This window comes from Desulfocurvus sp., assembly GCF_023230885.1.
In the GTDB taxonomy this organism is placed as follows: Bacteria; Desulfobacterota; Desulfovibrionia; order Desulfovibrionales; family Desulfovibrionaceae; genus Desulfocurvus.
The window spans coordinates 1-17,897 of record NZ_JALNWM010000048.1 but is presented as its reverse complement, the minus strand read 5'-3'; the positions used below and the strand labels follow the sequence as shown (position 1 = coordinate 17,897).

Below are 17,897 nucleotides of genomic sequence, written 5' to 3'. Positions count from 1 at the left end.
CGCATCCGTGGACGTTGTGGTCTGAAGCGGCGAGGGCGGGGAGCGGTGCCCATGCGGCATGAACGGGGCGGGCCTTGGCAAGGTCCGCCCCGCTTCCTTTGGGCGCCCGGCTGCTACCAGACCCCGGCCACGGGCTGGCCGCATCCGGGGCAGCGGCCGCGCTGCTGGCCGTGGCCCAGGAAATCATCGCGCACCGCAAAGCCCGTGCGGCGCAGCAGCAGGGCGCCGCAGTCCGGACAGCGGGTGGACTCGGCGTCGTGCCCGGGCACGTTGCCGGGATAGACGAAGCGCAGCCCCGCGTCGCGGCCCAGGCGCCAGGCGCGCTCCAGGGTCGCCACCGGCGTGGCGGGCACCCCGCGCAGGCGGTGGTCCGGATGGAAGCGCGATACATGCCAGGGCACGTCGGGCCCCAGCTCCGTGGCGATGAACCGCGCCAGGGCCGCCAGCTCGGCGTCGGAATCGTTGAGGCCCGGAATGACCAGGGTGGTCACCTCCAGCCACCAGCCAAGGGCCCTGATGTGGCGCAGGTTGTCCAGCACGGGCCCCAGGCGCGCGCCGCAGAGCTCGCGGTAGAAATCCTCGGAGAAGGCCTTGAGATCGATGTTGGCCGCCTGGATGAGCGGCCCCAGGGCCTCCAGGCACTCGGGGCTCATGAAGCCGTTGGAGACCAGGATGTTGTCCAGCCCCAGGGCCCGGGCGGCCTGGGCCGTGGCCCGGGCCAGCTCGAAGAACACCGTGGGCTCGGAGTAGGTGTAGGACAGGCTGGCGCAGCCGTGCTCCCGCGCGGCCAGGGCCAGGGCCGCCGGGTCGGCCGGGCGGCCCTGCACGGGCTCCCCCGAGCGCGGCCCTTGGGAGAGGCTCGCGTTCTGGCAGAAGGCGCAGCTCATGTTGCAGCCCACGGTCGCCAGGCTGAGGGTCGTGGTCCCGGGGCGGAAGTGGAACAGGGGCTTCTTTTCCACCGGGTCCGCAGCCAGGGCCGCCACCCGGTCGGCCACCAGGGTGAACAGGGCGCCGCCGTCGTTGATGCGCACGGCGCATTGGCCCCGCTGGCCGTCGGCCAGCACGCAGAAATGGGCGCACAGGCGGCACTGGACCTTGCCGCCCGCCAAGGGTTTCCAGAGTTGGGCCGGATGCATGCGCCCTCCTGGCGGATCGCGGGCCGGGGCCCGGGCTATTTTTTCTTGGGCGGCCAGTGGATTTCCGGGCGGACCTCCACGGGCGGCACATCGTAGCGGGGCTCCTCCCGGGGCGCGGGGGTCACGCGGATGACCTCGGCCCCGGTCGCGGGGTCGCGGCCGACCTGGATATCCCCGCTCCCGGTGCCGAAGCTCCTGGGCCCGGGGGCGGGCCGGACGCTTTGCGCCGGGGCGCCGCCCTCGCCCGTGGCGTTGGCCGTCGGGGCCGGGCCGGGGGCCAGGGCCGCCGCCAGGGCCGCCGCCAGGGCCAGGGCCCGCCAGGGCCCGCCAGACGCGAAAAAGCCGTGATTATTCATGAAAATACTCCCTTGAAGATTGGGCGCGAAACACTTATAACGCACCCCTCGACGCCCGTGCGTCCCGATCTTTCCCTGCAAGGAGCGTTCCCATGACCGACAGGAGCAAGGCCTACACCGAAGCCGGAGTGAACATCGGCGCGGGCAACGCCTTTGTCTCGCGTATCAAGAGCATGGTCGCCTCGACCTTCACCGGCGGCGTCATCACCGACATCGGCGGATTCGGCGGCCTGTTCAAGCTCGACACCACGGCCATGGAAGAGCCCGTGCTGGTGGCCTCCACCGACGGCGTGGGCACCAAGCTCAAGCTGGCCTTCGAGTACGATGTCCATGATACCATCGGTATCGACCTGGTGGCCATGAGTGTCAACGACATTCTGGTCCAGGGGGCCAAGCCTCTCTTCTTCTTGGACTATTTTGCGACGGGCAAGCTGGACGTGGACCGCGCGGCCAAGGTGCTCGAAGGCGTGGTCGAGGGCTGCAAGCAGGGCGAATGCGCGCTTCTGGGCGGCGAAACCGCCGAGATGCCCGATTTCTACAACCCCGGCGAATACGACCTGTCCGGCTTCTGCGTGGGCGTGGTGGACAACGCGCGCATCGTGGACGGCTCCACCGTGCGCCCCGGCGACAAGCTCGTGGGGCTGGCCTCCTCGGGGGTCCACTCCAACGGGTACTCCCTGGTGCGCAAGCTGGCCGCGGCCGCAGGGCTCAAGGGTCAGGACCCCTTCCCCGGGCAGCCGGAGTCCACGGTGGCCCAGGTGCTCCTGGCGCCGACCAAGATCTATGTGAGCACCGTGCGCGCCCTGATGCGCGAGCTGGAAGTGCGCGGCATGTGCCACGTCACGGGCGGCGGATTCTACGACAACATCCCGCGCGTGCTGCCCCGGGGCGTTGCGGCGCATATCGATTTCGGCGCCTGGGACATCCCCCCGGTGTTCCGCTGGCTGCGCGAGGCCGGGAGCATGACCTGGCCGGAGATGCTCCAGATCTTCAACTGCGGCATCGGCTACATCCTCATCGTGCCCGAGGACGCGGCCCTGGACGTGGTGTCCCGCGCCGAGGGCATGCAGGAGCGCGCCTGGGTCATCGGCACGGTGGAGCGCATGGGCAAGGACGACGCCGAGCAGGTGGTGGTCCATTTCCCCGAGTCCTGCTGACGGCGCGGCGCGCGCTGCGCGAAAAAGCCCCGGGAGGTCTTGCCTTCCGGGGCTTTTTCATGCGCCGCGACCGGGACGCCGGGCCTACGGCGCCCCCGGGGCCTCGCGCTCGCCCAGGTAGGGGTTGAAATAGCCGAATTCCAGCCAGGGGCAGTGCTTTTTCAGGCGCTTCCTGAAGTTGGCCAGGCCCATGCTCGGGCCGCCCACGAAGGGCGCGGCCAGCTCCAGGTACAGCTCGGGGTCCAGGTTCAGGTTGCGCAGCTGGATGAAGTCCACCCGCAGATCGTGGACCCAGGCCGCCAGGCGCTCCAGCTCGCCCTCGGTGTCCGTCACGCCGGGGAAGAACAGCAGGTTCAGGGACACGAACAGCCCGTGGGCCTTGGCCTGGCCCACGGTCTGGCGCACGGCGGCCAGCCCGTCGTAGCCCTGGGGCCGGTAGTAGGCGGCATAGAGCCCGGGGTCGGCGCTGTTCATGGACACGCGGATGGAATCCACCCCCGCGCGGGCCAGGGGCTCCACGGTTTCGGGCAGGCTGGCGTTGGTGTTCACGTTCACCGTGCCGCGTCCGCCGCCCGCGCGGAAGCGGGTTACGGCCTCGGCGATGGTCCGCGCCTCGGTCAGCGGCTCGCCCTCGCAGCCCTGGCCGAAGGAGTACACCGGGCGGCGCCGCTCGCGCCGGGCGTGCTCGGCCATGACCTCCACGATCTCCGCCGGGCTGGGACGGAAGGTGATGCGGCCCTGGGGCGAGGGGAAGCCCGAGTCCTCGGGCTGGTGGGAGATGCAGCCCACGCAGCGGGCGTTGCAGGTCCGCGCCGTGGGCAGCGGAGCCTCGAAGCGGCCCAGGGCCAGGTTCTTGGCCGCCGGGCAGCAGAATGTCAGGGCGCAGCGGCCCAGGTGGGCCACCAGCCGGTTCTTGGGGTATTTGGCCAGGAGGTTGCGGGCGCCCTGGGCGATGCGCTCCTCGGGGATGCCGCTGAACACCTGGCGGCGGTCCTCGTCCACCCGCTTGGCGCAGACCCAGAAGCGGCCCTCGGCGAAGCCCACGGCGGCGTAGGCCATGAGCGGCAGGCGCGGGGCGCCCTGGTCGGTGGCATAGGCGGCCACGCCGGTGACGGTATGCGCCGGGCAGACGAAGGCCGCCACGGCGTTCTCCTCCAGGGCCAGGGCCTGCCCTGTTTCAGGGTCCAGGCCCACGGCGCGCCGCCCGGGCAGCAGGAACACGTCGCTGCCCTCGGGCAGGGGGGTCAGGTCCTGGGGCCGGGGCTGGGCCAGCTCGTCGCCCCGGCGGCACAGCAGCAGCAGGTCCGGGTCGTCGTAGATGGTGCCCTTGGCGTCGGCGAACAGCAGCCGGGGCTGGACCTTGGTTCCGGTGGACATGGCGCCTCCGAGGGGTGGGGGCCGCCGGGCGGCGGAGCGGGCCGCCCGGGGCCAAAGCGAAGGGCGGGCCTGCAAAGCGCAAGCCCGCCCGGAAGAGCACCGCGTGAGAACCGATCCTAGCGCTTGGAGTACTGGAACCGGGCGCGGGCGCCGCGCTGGCCGTACTTCTTACGCTCTTTCTTGCGGGCGTCGCGGGTGACCAGCCCGGCCTTCTTCAGGGAGGGGCGCAGGCCGCCGTCGAACTCCATGAGGGCGCGGGTGATGCCGTGGCGCACGGCCTGGGCCTGGCCGGCGATGCCGCCGCCGTCGACGTTGATCTTGATGTCGAACTTGCCCAGGGTCTTGGTCAGGTTCAGGGGCTGGCGGATGATCATCTGCAGGGTGGCCCGGGGGAAGTACTCCTCGTAGGGGCGACCGTTGACGATGATGCGGCCTGTCCCGCCCTGGTAGATGCGGGTCCGGGCGACGGAGGTCTTCCGCTTGCCGGTACCGTAGAAGAATTCGCTCATTGTCTCACTCCTTGCGGTGCGTGCTAGATGTCAAGCGGCTTGGGGCCTTGCGCGCCGTGGGGATGCTCGCCGCCCGCGTAGATTTTCAGCTTCTTGAGCATGGCCCGGCCCATGCGGTTCTTGGGCAGCATGCCGCGCACGGCCTTGCGGATGACCTCTTCGGGCTTTTTGGCCAGCAGGTCCTTGAGGGCGATCTCGCGGATGCCGCCGACATAGCCGGAGTGGCTGTAGTATTTCTTCTGTTCCAGCTTGGCGCCGGTGACCTTGATCTTCTCGGCGTTGACCACCACGACGAAGTCGCCGGTGTCCATGTGCGGGGCGTACTCGGGCTTGTGCTTGCCGCGCAGCCGCGTGGCGATCTGGGTGGCCAGGCGGCCCAGGATTTTGTCCTGCGCGTCGACCACGAACCACTCGCGGGCGATTTCGCCCTGCTTGGGGCTATATGTCTTCATAGGAAGCTCCTCGGGTCATGAAGTCGGAAACAAAGCTCCTTAAGAGCTTTGCACCGGGCTGTCAATCGAAATTGTATACGGCGCGAAACGTAACAGGGACCGGAAACCTACCCGAAAAATTTCCGCTTGGGAAGCCCCTGGAGGGCCTTTTTCGCGGGGCGGGGCGTCGGGCCCCGGCCCGCGCGGGCTGCGCCCCTGCCAGCCCGGCACGGGGATCCCGCCCGGGGCACCGGCGATCCGCGCTGGCGAGTTGCGGTGAACGCTGGCGGGGAGCCTCCGCGCGGGGGGGGCGCCAATATGCGCGCGGCCATGCGGCCATGTCCGCACCCGGAGCCCGCGCGCGGCGCCTCGGCAGCGAGCCAGTTATGCCGTCCACGTCCACGACCGGAGCCCGCGCCTGGGCGCCTGCCCGGCGCCCGTCGCGGGGCCCCTGCGGCGGCGCCGTCGGCCTTGAGCTTTGCCCGCCTGCGGGATAGGGTGGGGCCCATAACGGGAGCCGCCATGCCGATCATCCGCAAGAGCCTGCTGCAATTCATTTTCTCCGGCACGACCATGAAGCGCTGGAACGACAAGCTGCGTCCGGTGGAACTGCTGGAAGTGGACAAGCAGGCCCACAAGATGATGGCCGCCTGGATGCTCTTCATGCTCAACTCGCGGGACATGACGCCCGCCCGGCGCCGCGAGCTGGGCGACGCCGTGGTCGAGGGCGGCCTGTTCGACTATTTCTACCGCCTGGTCATAACCGACATCAAGCCGCCCATCTTCTACAAGATCAAGGAGAATCCCGAGCACCACCGCCAGCTCACGGCCTGGGTCCTCGACCAGCTCGAACCCCTGCTGCTGCCCGTGGGCCGCGAGTTCTGGGACCGCTTCCGGGCCCGGTTGTCCCTGCCCCAGGGCCAGGCCGGGCTGGCCGGGCGCATCCTCGACGCCGCCCACCTCTACGCCTCGAGCTGGGAGTTCAACCTCATCAAGGACCTGGGCCCCTGGGACGACGAAAAGGCCGGCATCGAGCAGTCCTTCGTCGACGGGCTGGGCCGCTTCACCGACCTGCGCGGCGTGGGCGACCTGCTGGCCGGGCCCGAGTCCGTTCTGGGCCGCTTCGCCCACCTGTGCGGCCAGCTGCGCTTCCAGACGCGCTGGTCCCAGACCCCGCGCATCCCCGAAACCTCCGTGCTGGGCCACCTGTTCATCGTCGCGGCCTATGCCTGGTTCTTCAGCCTGTCCGTGGGCGCCTGCCCGGCGCGCAGGCAGAACAACTTCTTCGCCGGGCTGTTCCACGACCTGCCCGAGGTGCTCACCCGCGACATCATCTCGCCGGTGAAAAAATCCGTGCGCACCATCGGCGACCTCATCCGCCAGTACGAGGAGAGCGAGCTGGCCCGGCGGGTCTACGGGCCCCTGGAGGCCGGGGGCTTTGCCGACCTGTCCGCGCGGCTGGGCTATTTCCTCGGCCGCGAGACGGGCTCGGAGTTCCAGGCCGTGGCCGTGCGGGACGGCGCGGTCCGCCCCGTGACCTGGGAGGAGCTTCAGGGGCCCGCCAACCGCGACGACCAGGACCCCAAGGACGGCGAGCTGATCAAGGTCTGCGACAGCCTGGCGGCCTTCGTGGAGGCATATTCCGCCCTGCGCAACGGCATCTCGTCCGACCAGCTCCAGCAGGCCGTCTGGCGCCTGCGCCAGCAGTACCAGACCTACGCCCTGGGCGACGAGCTGCACGTCGGCGCCCTGCTGGCCGACTTCGACTAGGGCCGCCGCGCCGCGCGCCCTCCCGTGTCTTTCGCCGCGCCGCTGCTTTGACCTCCTGCCGCGACGATTGTATAAAAGGCGAACCGCCGCCGCGCCGAGAGGAGGTGCCGCCGTGAAAGTGACCGTATGGGGCTGCCGCGGATCGCTGCCCGTGTCCACCACCGCCCCGACCATCCGCCGCAAGGTGGCCCGGGCCCTGCGGGCTGCGGCGCGCAAGGGCCTTGGCCCCGGCGCCGACGTGGACGCCTTCATCGACTCCGAGCTGCCGTTTTCCGTGTGGGGCACCTACGGTTCCAACACCTGCTGCGTGCAGGTGGACGGCGGCGGCGAGGGCGTGGTTGTGGTGGACTGCGGCTCCGGCCTGCGCGACCTGGGCCTTGCCGTCCTGGCCACGCGCGGTCCCTCGGGCGGGCGCTACGACTTCATCATGACCCACCTGCACTGGGACCACCTCATGGGTTTCCCGTTCTTCACCCCGGCCTATGTGCCCGGCAACGTGATCCGCTTCCACGGCTGCCACGAGGCCCTGGAGCGCGCCCTGCGCACCCAGCAGTCCCCGCCGTTCTTCCCCGTGAACTTCGACGACCTGGGCGCGGACATCGGCTTCGAGACCCTGGCCCCGGGCCGCAGCGTCGAGATCGGCGGCATGGCCGTGACCCCCTTCGCCCAGAACCACCCCGGGGGCTCATACGGCTACCGCTTCGAGGCCCGGGGCAAGTGCTTCGTCATGTCCACCGACAGCGAGCACCGCGAGGACGCCGAGGCCGCGGACTACCCGTTCCTGGAGCATATCCGCGGCGCCGACCTGCTTGTCTTCGACGCCCAGTACACCTTCCAGGCCGCCAGCACGAGCAAGCGCGACTGGGGCCACTCCTCCAACATCGCGGGGGTGGAGCTGGCCAAGCGCGCCGGAGTGCGCGCCCTGTGCCTCTTCCACCAGGAACCCACCCTGGACGACGCCTCCATCGAGGCCTTCCACGACGAAACCTGCCGCTACGCCCGGCTGTTCATGCCCGAAACCCCCCTGGAAGTGCTCATGGCCCGCGACGGCATGGTCGTGGAACTGTGAGCCGGACCTCGAATCCTCCCGGCCCGGCCGGGCAAGGAGCCGCCATGCATGCGTCCCAAACCGACCTGGGCGAGACCCTGCTCCTGCTCAACTTCGCCTCGCGGATGCTGGCCCAGGCATCGGACCGCGACACCGTCGCCGACATGGCCCTGGAAACCCTGGCCGATTTCGCCGCCGCGCCGCGCGCGGCCCTGTGGACCCTGGCTTCCGACGGTGCCACCCTGACCCTGGACCGCGTTTTTTCCGGCAACGCCTCGGCCCGTCCGGAGCTGACCGTGCCCGTGGCGGAAGGGGCCTTCGGGCGCGTGTTCGCCGAAAAGCGCGACATGGCCTTCGACGCGCTGCCCGGCGCCCCGGCTCCGCTGCCCGCCGGGCCCGCCCCCGGCCAGGGCTGCCTGGTGCTGCCCGTGGTGGCCTCCAGCGGGCTGATCCTTGGCGCCCTGACCCTGGATGCCGCCTCCGCCGCCCCCGATGTCCTGGCCTCCCTGCGGCTGGTGGCCACGGTGCTGGCCGTGAGCCTGGACAACGCCCGGCTCTTCGAGCTGGCCATGGTCGACGGCCTCACCGGGCTGTACATGCGCCGCTTCTACGACGCGCGCATGGCCGAGGAACTGGCCGCCCTGCGCCCCGGGGCCAGCCTGTGCCTTGTGGTTTTCGACATCGACCACTTCAAGCGCGTCAACGACACCTGGGGCCACGCCACGGGCGACCTCGTGCTGCGCGAGTTCGCCCGCACCGTGCGCCGGGGCGTGCGCCCCGGGCACGACCTCGCCTGCCGCTATGGCGGCGAGGAGTTCACCCTGATCATGCCCGCCACGGCGAGCGCCCGGGCCCTGGAGATCGTCGAAGGCGTGCGCCACGCGGCCGCGGCCATGACCTTTCCGGGCATCGAGCCGCCCCTGCGCATCACCGTGAGCGCGGGCATCGCCCAGGCCGACGGCCCCGGGCAGGCCGCCGAGAGCCTCTTCGCCCGCGCCGACGCCGCCCTCTATGCCGCCAAGGAGGGCGGGCGCGACCGGGCCGTGGTGGCCGGGTAGCGCGGCTTCTGCGGGGCGGCGCCCCTGGCCGCCCCCCGCCACCGGCATGGCGCCCGGACGGCGCCGCGCCCGGGACGGCGGCGCCATGAACGGACAGGCCGGATTCCATATGGAATCCGGCCTGTCCGTTCATGGCGCCTGGGGCCTGTCTGAGCGGGAGTTCTTCCCCTCCCCGGCGCCTTTCCGGCGGGGGGCGCTGTGCCGGGGGGCCCGGCCCGGGTGCCGCAGGCGCGGCGGCGCCGCGTGCCCGCGCCCGGAGGGCGCCGTGCCGGGCGCCTGGCTTGCCCCCGGGAGCGGCTGCCCCCGGCGGCGCTCCCTGGCGCCGCATCCCCAAAGCCCCGCCCCACCGGGGCACGGTGAGCATCGGCGTGCGACTGTCCGCTGGCGCCGCCCCCCAAAGCTTCGCCCCCGGAAGCCGGGGCCTGGCCCGGGCGCGGGTTCCGGGCGCCCCGGGGCGCGGCGGCGGGGGCTAGTCGAAGAACTTGTCGATGGCGTTCTGGTCCATCTTTTCCTGCTTGGGGCCCGGGGCGGGCTCGGGGGCGGCGGCCTTGGCCTCGGGGGCCTCGGGGGGCTTGGCCTTGGCGTCGGGGGCCTTGGCGGCCACCTCCTTGCCCACGGCCACCTCCTGGGCGCGCACGAAGCAGACCTCCACCACCAGGTCGCCGTCGGGGGTGGTGAAGGGGATGGTCAGGATGGGCCCCGAGGCCGGATGCGCCACGCGCAGGCCCTTGCCGATGACCACCGAGGGCGTGGAGGCCCGGAAGTTCAGGCCCAGGACGGACAGGTTCTGGCGGGCCTGCCCGGCGATCATGTTGGTCAGCTCGCCCACGGCGTCGGCGATGTCGTTGTTCAGGTCGGTGTATTCCTCGCCGATCATGTTGCCGACGATGCGCAGGATGGCGCCCTTGGACAGGGACAGGGCGATGGTGCCCTCGGCGTGGCCGGTGATGCCGATGAGCCCGGTCACGTCGCACTGGGAGGTACGCCGGGTGTTGATATACGGGCGCCCGGGCGTGGCGGAGACCATGGCCATGGTGGAGAGCACGTTGATGACGGCTTCCAGGAAGGGGTTGATGAACGCGACGTTGTATTTGATGGTCATGGCCGCCTGGCTTTGCTGTTGACTGGGGGCGGGCGGAACCGTCCCGGCCCGGTGCGGCCCGGTGGGGGCGGGGACCACTGCGCCCGCCATGAGGCGGGCGCATTTGAAATTATAGTCGCTCGGTGCCGCGAAGGCAAGCCCGCAACCGGGGGCCCGCCCTAGAGGAAGGTTTCGGTGACCTCCTCGATGTGCAGGTCGTACAGCTCCATGAGCGGCTCGATGGAGTCGGGCCCCAGGCCGAGCAGCTCCCAGGCCCCGGGGGCGAGCCCGGGCAGTACGAACTTGCCGCCGGCCGGGATTTCGGCGGCGTTGGCCAGGTTGTCGGCCACCTGGACGATGGCGGCGTCCAGCGGGATGGGCGCCTGCATGGGCGTGTGGTGGAAGCGCACCAGGTCGGTCATCTCCTGGGGGAAGTTCCAGGCCGCCAGCAGGGTCTGGCCCACGTTGGTGTGGTCGTAGCCGAACACGTCTGTCTCGGCGTCGACCACGGGCAGCATGTTGGAGCGCGCGTGGATCAATGCCTGGGTGGAGGCGTAGGGCAGCTTCTTGAACAGGATGAGCCGCCCCACGTCGTGCAGCAGCCCGGCGGTGAACAGCCGCTCGGTGTTGGCCCCGCGCACCCGGGCGGCCAGGAGCTTGGAGAAGATGCCCACGCTGAGGGAATGCTTCCAGAAGGTGCGCATGTCGATCAGCTCGGGCGGGATGTCCTTGAAGAAATTGATGGTCGAGATGCCCAGGGCGAGGTTGGATACCTCGCGCACGCCCAGCAGGGACACGGCGTGGGACACGGAGTCGATGGGCTCGGCGAAGGCGTAGAGCGGGCTGTTCACCAGCTTGAGCAGCTTGGCCGTCAGGGCCACGTCGGTGCCGACCACGTCGGCCACGTCGTCGGCGGAGCTGGTGGGCCGGTCGAGCACCTCGCGCAGGCGGAAGTACACGTCGGGGAAGGAGGCGATCTTGGTCTCGGCGTCGACCATCTCGCGGGCGCCGCCCTGCTGCTCCTGGTAGAACATGTCGCGCAGGTGCTCCACGTTGCGCGGCATGAGCTGGTCGATGGTCGGGAAGGCCCAGCCCGCGCGCAGGGCCGCCAGCGTCCTGGCCACGGTCACGCGGTACAGGGCGACCATGGCCTCGTGGTCCGGGTCCACATAGAGGAAGAACCCGCGCACATAGTCGTCGGCTTCCGGGAAATTCGCGGCGCTGGTGTCGATCTGGTACACGCCTGTCCTCCGTATCTGTGTGGCGCGGCGCGGGGCCGGCCATGCTCTTTTTCCTCGTCCGGGGGCTGCCCGCCGCCCGGGGCCTAGGCCTTGACGTAGGCGATGCCGCCCGGCTTGAACACGGGGCGGAACGCCGTGGACAGCTTGTGGATGCTCTCCGAGTGCCCCAGGAACAGGTGCCCCCCGGGCACGAGGTTGTCGTAGAACGACGAGACGACCTGCTTTTTCATCACATCGTCGAAATAGATGATCACGTTGCGGCAGAACACGATCTGCGAGGGCGGCACGCGCCGCACCTGGGCGCGGTCCGACAGGTTGATGGGCCCGAAGCTGACCAGCTTCTGGACCTTGGACTTGATTTTGAACTCGCCGCCGCCCACGTCGTCGAAATACTTGGTCAGCATGCCCTTGGGCGTGGTGCGCAAGGCGTAGTCGCCATAGACTCCCCGGCGGCATTTTTCCAGCATGGCCGGCGAGAGGTCGTTGGCCGTGATGCGGATGCGCCAGCCGATGATGGACATGCCAAGGACCTCATGCAGCATGATGGCCAGGGTGTAGGGCTCCTCGCCCGACGAGCACCCGGCGGACCAGATGGACAGCTCCTTGCGCCCGGCCTGTTCCTGGCGTTCGATGGTCTCGCGCAGGATGTGGTCCTTGAACATGGTCAGCTGCTTGATGTCGCGGAAGAAGCTCGTCTCGTTGGTGGTGATGCGCTCGCACAGCGCGTCCATCTCCCTGGTCCTGTTGGCGTCCAGGCGCAGGTAGTCGTAGTAGTCCTTGAACGAGGCGAGGTTCAGCTCCTGCAGCCGGGTGCCCAGGCGGTTTTCCAGCAGGTATTTGCGCTTGTCCGGGATGCTGATGCCGGTCTTGTCGTAGATGAAATCGCGCAGCTGCGCGAACTCGGTGTCGCTGATTTTCGGCTGCTTGCGCAGGGTGAGCGAGCTGCCCAGAACTCCCATGGATGTCTCTCCTTCCAGTCGGATACGATGCTCCAGTGGCACCCAAAGTACCACAGCCGGGGCACCTGGGGAAGCCCGCCAGCGTAAAAAAAGCCCTGCCCGCGCAAGAAGCGGGGCAGGGCCGCGCAAAACGGGGATTGCGGCGGGATCAGCGGCCGGCGGCCGCGGCCCGCGCCCGGGGCGGGGCGGCCGGTTCCGGCTCCGCGCGCGGGGCCCAGCGCAGCAGCAGGGTGGAGTTGAGCACGACCAGCACCGAGCCCGCGTTGTGCACCAGGGCTCCGGCCACCGGCCCCATGAGCCCCTGCATGGACAGGACCGTGGCCACGGCGTTCAGGAGCATGGCCAGGGCCATGTTCAGGTGGATGGTGCGCATCATCCGCCGGGCGAGGGCCACCACATGGGGCAGGGGCGCGAGGTCGTCGCCCACCAGGACCATGTCCGCCGCGTCCACGGCGATGTCGCTGCCCACGCCGCCCATGGCCACGCCCACATGGGCCCGGCGCAGGGCCGGGGCGTCGTTGATCCCGTCGCCGAGCATGGCCACGGGCTGGCCGCGGTCCTGGTAGTGGTCGATGAGGGCCAGCTTGTCCTCGGGCAGGCACCCGGGCTGGACCTCGGCGATGCCCGCCTGCCGGGCGATGTGGAGCGCGGCCTGCTCGTGGTCGCCCGTGAGCAGCACGGGGGTGAGCCCCAGGGCCCGCACGTCGCGGATCATGGCCGGGGCGGCCTCGCGCAGGGTGTCGGCCAGGGCCACGAGGCCCACGGCCCGGCCGTCCACGGCCAGGAGCACCGCCGTGGCGCCCTCGGCTGCGTGGCGGCGCACGGCCTCGGCCAGGGCCGGGGGCAGGGCCGCGCCGTGCTCCTCCAGGAGCCTGGCGTTGCCCGCCAGCACGCGCGCGCCGTCCACCAGGGCCCGCACGCCCCGGCCCGGGAGCATGGCGAAATCCTCGGGCTCGCGCGGGGGCTGGCGGCCCTGGGCCAGCCAGTGGGCCACGACGGCCCGGCCCAGGGGGTGCTCCGAGCGCAACTCCGCCGAGGCCGCCAGGGCCAGCAGGGCTCCGGGCCCCAGGGCGGGGTCCAGGCTTTCCACGGCCGTGACCTGCGGCGCGCCGTGGGTCAGGGTGCCGGTCTTGTCCAGGGCCAGGCGGCGCACGGAGGCCAGGCGCTCCAGGGCGTCGCCCTGGCGCACGAGCACGCCGTGGCGCGTGGCGTTGCCGATGGCGGCCATGATGGCCGTCGGCGTGGCCAGCACCAGGGCGCAGGGGCAGAAGACCACCAGGATGGTCACGGCGCGGATGACCTCGCCGGTGACCAGCCAGGTGCCCCCGGCGCAGGCCAGGGCCAGGGCCACGATCCAGGTCGCCCAGCGGTCGGCGGCGGCCACGATGCGCGCCTTGCCCGCGTCGGCCGACTCCACCAGGCGGATCATGCGTTGCAGGGCGCTGTCCTGCCCGACCCGCTCGGCGCGCATGTCGAAGGATCCGAACTGGTTCACCGTGCCGCTGAAGACCTCGTCGCCGGGCCCCTTGTCCACGGGCAGGGACTCGCCGGTCATCACCGACTGGTCGATGGCCGTCCGCCCGGCGGTGATCACGCCGTCCACGGCCACGGCCTCCCCGGGCTGCACGCGCAGAACCTGGCCCACGCGGACCTCCTCGGCGGGCACCACGCGCCCGGCGCCGCCATCGACCACCCGCGCCGTGCGCGGGGTCAGGCGCACCAGGCGCTCGATGCCCGCCCGCGCCTTGGCCACGGTGCGTTCCTCCAGCAGCGAGCCCAGGCGCATGATGCAGGCTATTTCCCCGGCGGCGAACACCTCGCCGATGGCCACCGCGGCGACGAGCGCCAGGGAGACCAGCACGTCGGCCTTGATGTCGAGCCGTGTGAACAGCCCCGTGGCGGCCTCCTTGATGATCGGCGCGCCGCAGAGCACCACGGCCGCCCAGGCCGGGTCCGCGGCCAGGGCCTCCCCGGCCAGGAAGCTGGCCCCCAGGGCCAGCCCCGAAACGGCCAGCAGCAGGATTTCCAGCCGGTTGTCCTTGTCGAGAAAGGCGAGCAGACGGTGCAAGGTGGCGTCCCTCCTGTTTTAGATACCCATAGGGGGTATGGGTATGCCTGGAGGGGCGGGCCTGTCAACGCCAAAAAAAGCCGCCCGGGCGGAGCCGGGCGGCTGGCTGGGGCAGGGGGAGGGCGCGCGGGGGCGGCGTTCGCGCGCGGCGCAGGGGCGGGGGAGCAAGAGCGGCAGTCGCCATGCCCGGCGCGGGCGCGCGCGTGCGGCGTTCAGGACAGGCGCGAGAAGTGTTCCACGGCCTTGGCGAAGCGTTCGATGGTCTTGTCGGCGTCGCCGTGCTCGATGCCGTCGCGCACGCAGTGGCTGAGGTGCCCTTCGAGGATGATCTGCCCGACCTTGTGCAGGGCGCTCTTGGCGGCGTTGACCTGGATGAGGACCTCCTCGCAGGGCACGTCCTGGTCGATCATCTTGCCGATGGCGTTGAGCTGGCCGGTTATCTTGTTCAGCCGACGGTGCAGGTTGGCGGAATCCATGCATTTTCGCATCGCGGGCCTCCGGTGCGGCGGTTGCCCCGGCGCCTACCCGCCGGGGTATGCCCAAACCTTGCCCGGGGGGCGCGCGCTGTCAAGGAAAACAGCCCTCCCGGGGGCGCGGCGCGGGAAATATGCGCCCCCCGCCGCTCCCGGGCGCCGGAGCTCTTGAAATCCTGGGCGGTTTGCGTATCAGTGGAAGGTCACGCGCCACGCAAGCAAGGAGAAGCCCATGCCCGCCAGCAACGCCATCGCCTCGGTCCACTCCGCCCTGGAGCGGGTGCGCGCCGAGCGGCCCCTGGTGCACAACATCACCAATTTCGTGGTCATGAACGTCACGGCCAACGCCCTGCTGGCCCTGGGCGCCTCGCCGGTCATGGCCCACGCCCCCGAGGAAGTGGAGGAGCTGGCGGCCCTGGCCGGAGCCCTGGTGCTCAACATCGGCACCCTGAGCGGCCCGTGGGTCGGCAGCATGCTTCTGGCCGGGCGCGCGGCGGCCGGGCGCGGGGTGCCCGTGGTGCTCGACCCCGTGGGCGCCGGAGCCTCGCGCATGCGCACCCGCACGACCCTGGACCTGCTGCACGAGGTCCGCCCGGCCATCCTGCGCGGCAACGCCTCGGAGATCCTGGCCGTGGCCGGGGCCCTGGACGCCGTGGACTCCGCGCGCCTGGAGGCGATCATGGCCGGCGCGGGGGCCACGCGCGGTGTGGACAGCGCCCACTCCGGGCGCGGCGTGGAGGAGGTGGCCCGGGCCGTGGCGCGGGCCGCGGGCTGCGTGGTGGTGGTCAGCGGGGCGGTGGACACCGTGGCCGACGCGCGGCGCACGGCCTTTGTTTCCGGCGGCAGCGAGCTCATGACCCTGGTCACGGGCATGGGCTGCACGGCTACGGCCCTGACGGGGGCCTTCGCCGCCGTGGTGCCCGATCCCTTCGAGGCCGCCGTGGCGGGCATGGCCGTGATGTCCGCCGCCGGGGGCGCGGCCGCCGCCCGCTCCCAGGGGCCGGGCGGCATGCAGGCGCAGTTCCTGGATACCCTCTACACCCTGGACCGCGCCGACCTGGAGGCCCAGGTGCGCGTGGAGGGGTGATGGGCCGCCCGGCGCCGGACTACACGGTCTACCTGGTCACCGACGCGGCCCAGTGCGCGGGGCGGGGCGTGGTCGCCACGGCGCGCCTGGCCGTGGCCGGGGGCGCGCGGGTGGTCCAGCTGCGCGAGAAGACCCTGGGCACCCGGGCCTTCGTGGCCCTGGCCCGCGAGGTGCTCGCCGCCCTGGAGGGCAGCGGCGCCCTGGTGCTGGTCAACGACCGGGTGGACGTGGCCCTGGCGGCCGGGGCCCACGGGGTCCATGTTGGCCAGGGCGACATGCACCCGGACGACGCCCGGCGCCTGCTGGGGCCGCAGGCCGTGATCGGCCTGTCGGTGGAGACCCCGGCCCAGGCCGAGGCCGCCCGGGGGCTGGACGTGGACTACTACGGCGTGAGCCCCGTGTTCGCCACGCCGACCAAGACCGACACCGGCCCGGCCTGGGGCCTGGAGGGCCTGGCCCGGCTGCGCGCCGCCACGGCCCGGCCCCTGGTGGCCATCGGCGGCATCGGCCCGGCCAACGCCGCCGACGTGCTGCGCGCCGGGGCCGACGGGCTGGCCGTGGTGTCGGCCATCTGCCGCGCGTCCGACCCCCGGCGCGCGGCGGCAGATTTGCGAGCCGCTGCGGACGCGGCGCGCTGAAACCGCCGTTCCCGCACGGCGCAACCAGAACCTTCCTCCCGAAGGAGCCTTGGCCCATGTCTTCTCCCTTTGCCGCACGGATGAGCTCCGTGCACCGTTCGTTCATCCGCGAAATCCTCAAGGTCACCGCCGACCCGCAGGTCATTTCCTTCGCCGGGGGCCTGCCCAACCCGGGCCTGTTCCCCATGCGCGAGCTGGCCGAGGCCGCCGCGCACGTCATCGGCGAGGAGGGCCGCACCACCCTGCAATACTCCACCACCGAGGGCCACGCGCCCCTGCGCGAGTGGATCGCCGCGCGCTACCGCGAGCGCAAGGGCCTGGACGTGACCGCCGACGACATCCTGGTCACCACCGGCTCCCAGCAGGCCCTGGATCTGATGGGCAAGGTGCTCATCGACAAGGGTTCGCCCGTGCTCATGGAGGCCCCGGGCTACCTGGGCGCCATCCAGGCATTCTCGGTCTTCGAGCCCGAGTTCCGCACCGTGCCCCTGGAGGACGACGGGCCGGACCTGGAGGTCCTGGAGCGCGAGCTTGCGCGCGGCGTCAAGGCCTTCTACGCCGTGACCAATTTCCAGAACCCCTCGGGGCTGACCTACGGCCCGGCCAAGCGCCGCGCCGTGGCCGAGCTCCTGGCGGGCACGGACACCTTCTTCGCCGAGGACGACCCCTACGGCGAGCTGCGCTTCGCCGGGGAGCACCAGCCCCCTGTCTACGCCCTGCGGCCCGAGAACAGCGTACTCACCGGCTCCTTCTCCAAGGTCTGCGCCCCGGGTTTTCGCATCGGCTGGATCGTGGCCCGGGGTCCGCTGCGCGACGCCCTGGTGCGCGTGAAGCAGGCCAGCGACCTGCACACCAGCACCGTGACCCAGCGCATCGTGTACCGCTACCTGGAAACCAACGACCTGGACGCGCACATCGCGCGCATCCGCGAGTGCTACGGCAGGCAGTGCCGGGCCATGCAGGAGGCCGCCGCGCGGCACCTGCCCCCGGAGGTGCGCCTGACGCGCGCCGAGGGCGGCATGTTCCTCTGGGCGGTGATGCCCGAGGGCTATTCGTCCATGGAGCTGTTCGAGCGGGCCATCCGCTGCAAGGTGGCCTTCGTGCCCGGGCGGCCGTTCTATGTGGATGGCAGCGGCGACAACACCCTGCGCCTGAACTACACCAACTCCGAGCCCGAGCGTATCGAGGAGGGCATGCGCCGCCTGGGGCGCTGCCTGGAGGAATACCTGGCGGCGCGCCAGGGCGGCTGCGGCCCGTGCGCGGCCACGGCCTGACCCTGGGCCCCGGGCGGGCGCGGGACCTGGACGCCCTGCACGCCCTGTGGCTGGCCGCCGTGCGCGCCACCCACGACTTCCTCGCCCCCGGGGACCTGGAGTTCTATTCGCGGCTGGTGCGCCGGGAATACCTGCCCGGCGCGGCCCTGACCGTGGCCCGCGACGCGGACGGCGCGCCCCTGGGCTTCATGGGCCTGACCACGGAGGAGGGCGCCCCGCCCGCCGCCCCGGGCT

At 71.4% G+C, this 17,897-nt stretch carries 17 protein-coding genes and 1 pseudogene; 8 read left to right on the top strand and 10 right to left on the bottom strand.

The genetic code is table 11. The features are described 5' to 3' along the window. Positions 1 to 113: 113 nt before the first annotated feature. Together amrS and M0P34_RS05295 are read right to left on the bottom strand one after the other, a co-directional pair. Positions 114 to 1,136 carry an AmmeMemoRadiSam system radical SAM enzyme gene (gene amrS / locus M0P34_RS05300; RefSeq protein ID WP_291497136.1) on the bottom strand — a complete coding sequence of 341 codons (1,023 nt, stop codon included), beginning with the start codon at positions 1,134 to 1,136 and terminating at the stop codon, positions 114 to 116. Positions 1,137 to 1,171: 35 nt separating this feature from the next. Continuing rightward, positions 1,172 to 1,492: a hypothetical protein gene (locus tag M0P34_RS05295; RefSeq protein WP_291497131.1), complete on the bottom strand. Its 321-nt coding sequence runs from the start codon at positions 1,490 to 1,492 to the stop codon at positions 1,172 to 1,174. 92 nt (positions 1,493 to 1,584) lie between these two features. On the opposite strand from M0P34_RS05295, the gene purM reads away from it, so the two are divergent. After that, positions 1,585 to 2,649 (top strand): phosphoribosylformylglycinamidine cyclo-ligase, encoded by a 1,065-nt coding sequence (purM, locus tag M0P34_RS05290; protein ID WP_291497129.1) that lies wholly within the window; start codon positions 1,585 to 1,587, stop codon positions 2,647 to 2,649. A gap of 84 nt (positions 2,650 to 2,733) precedes the next feature. Here purM and M0P34_RS05285 read toward each other — a convergent pair whose 3' ends face one another. The 3 genes from M0P34_RS05285 to rplM all read right to left on the bottom strand — a co-directional run bounded on the left by M0P34_RS05285 (position 2,734) and on the right by rplM (position 4,987). Further along, the gene (locus tag M0P34_RS05285) at positions 2,734 to 4,026 is read right to left on the bottom strand and encodes a radical SAM protein (protein WP_291497127.1); all 1,293 of its coding nucleotides are present in this window, start codon (positions 4,024 to 4,026) and stop codon (positions 2,734 to 2,736) included. A 116-nt stretch (positions 4,027 to 4,142) separates the two neighbouring features. Beyond that, positions 4,143 to 4,535 (bottom strand): 30S ribosomal protein S9, encoded by a 393-nt coding sequence (rpsI, locus tag M0P34_RS05280; RefSeq protein ID WP_291497124.1) that lies wholly within the window; start codon positions 4,533 to 4,535, stop codon positions 4,143 to 4,145. Positions 4,536 to 4,558: 23 nt separating this feature from the next. Beyond that, a complete protein-coding gene (gene rplM / locus M0P34_RS05275) occupies positions 4,559 to 4,987 on the bottom strand; it encodes a 50S ribosomal protein L13 (protein WP_291497122.1) in 429 nt (142 codons plus the stop codon). 501 nt (positions 4,988 to 5,488) lie between these two features. Between rplM and M0P34_RS05270 the strand changes: the two genes are divergently transcribed. From M0P34_RS05270 to M0P34_RS05260, 3 genes are all read left to right on the top strand, one after another. Then, positions 5,489 to 6,736, top strand: a complete 1,248-nt coding sequence (locus M0P34_RS05270) for an HD domain-containing protein (RefSeq protein WP_291497120.1) — start codon at positions 5,489 to 5,491, stop codon at positions 6,734 to 6,736. A 112-nt stretch (positions 6,737 to 6,848) separates the two neighbouring features. Further along, complete coding sequence (locus M0P34_RS05265) at positions 6,849 to 7,805, top strand: MBL fold metallo-hydrolase (protein WP_291497118.1); 957 nt, start codon at positions 6,849 to 6,851, stop codon at positions 7,803 to 7,805. Positions 7,806 to 7,849: 44 nt separating this feature from the next. After that, on the top strand, positions 7,850 to 8,842 hold the full coding sequence (locus M0P34_RS05260) for a diguanylate cyclase (protein WP_291497116.1): 993 nt from the start codon (positions 7,850 to 7,852) through the stop codon (positions 8,840 to 8,842). Positions 8,843 to 9,311: 469 nt separating this feature from the next. On the opposite strand, the gene M0P34_RS05255 is transcribed toward M0P34_RS05260, so the two are convergent. The 5 genes from M0P34_RS05255 to M0P34_RS05235 form a co-directional block, all read right to left on the bottom strand. Beyond that, positions 9,312 to 9,944 (bottom strand): chemotaxis protein CheX, encoded by a 633-nt coding sequence (locus M0P34_RS05255; protein ID WP_291497114.1) that lies wholly within the window; start codon positions 9,942 to 9,944, stop codon positions 9,312 to 9,314. A 158-nt stretch (positions 9,945 to 10,102) separates the two neighbouring features. Then, complete coding sequence (locus M0P34_RS05250; RefSeq protein WP_291497112.1) at positions 10,103 to 11,164, bottom strand: HDOD domain-containing protein; 1,062 nt, start codon at positions 11,162 to 11,164, stop codon at positions 10,103 to 10,105. Between the two features lie 83 nt (positions 11,165 to 11,247). Further along, positions 11,248 to 12,123 carry a protein-glutamate O-methyltransferase CheR gene (locus M0P34_RS05245; protein ID WP_291497110.1) on the bottom strand — a complete coding sequence of 292 codons (876 nt, stop codon included), beginning with the start codon at positions 12,121 to 12,123 and terminating at the stop codon, positions 11,248 to 11,250. Between the two features lie 148 nt (positions 12,124 to 12,271). Beyond that, a complete protein-coding gene (locus M0P34_RS05240; protein ID WP_291497108.1) occupies positions 12,272 to 14,191 on the bottom strand; it encodes a cation-translocating P-type ATPase in 1,920 nt (639 codons plus the stop codon). A 212-nt stretch (positions 14,192 to 14,403) separates the two neighbouring features. Further along, positions 14,404 to 14,667 carry a metal-sensing transcriptional repressor gene (locus M0P34_RS05235; protein WP_291497106.1) on the bottom strand — a complete coding sequence of 88 codons (264 nt, stop codon included), beginning with the start codon at positions 14,665 to 14,667 and terminating at the stop codon, positions 14,404 to 14,406. Positions 14,668 to 14,896: 229 nt separating this feature from the next. On the opposite strand from M0P34_RS05235, the gene thiM reads away from it, so the two are divergent. The 4 genes and pseudogenes from thiM to M0P34_RS05215 form a co-directional block, all read left to right on the top strand. Further along, on the top strand, positions 14,897 to 15,751 hold the full coding sequence (gene thiM / locus M0P34_RS05230) for a hydroxyethylthiazole kinase (protein WP_291497104.1): 855 nt from the start codon (positions 14,897 to 14,899) through the stop codon (positions 15,749 to 15,751). Continuing rightward, positions 15,751 to 16,389, top strand: a complete 639-nt coding sequence (gene thiE, locus M0P34_RS05225; protein WP_291497102.1) for a thiamine phosphate synthase — start codon at positions 15,751 to 15,753, stop codon at positions 16,387 to 16,389. Before thiM ends, thiE begins: the two co-directional genes overlap by 1 nt. Before the next feature lie 56 nt (positions 16,390 to 16,445). Further along, positions 16,446 to 17,663: a PLP-dependent aminotransferase family protein gene (locus tag M0P34_RS05220; RefSeq protein WP_291497100.1), complete on the top strand. Its 1,218-nt coding sequence runs from the start codon at positions 16,446 to 16,448 to the stop codon at positions 17,661 to 17,663. Beyond that, positions 17,645 to 17,897: pseudogene (locus M0P34_RS05215) on the top strand (hypothetical protein); the annotation flags it as partial. The gene M0P34_RS05220 and the pseudogene M0P34_RS05215, both read left to right, overlap by 19 nt.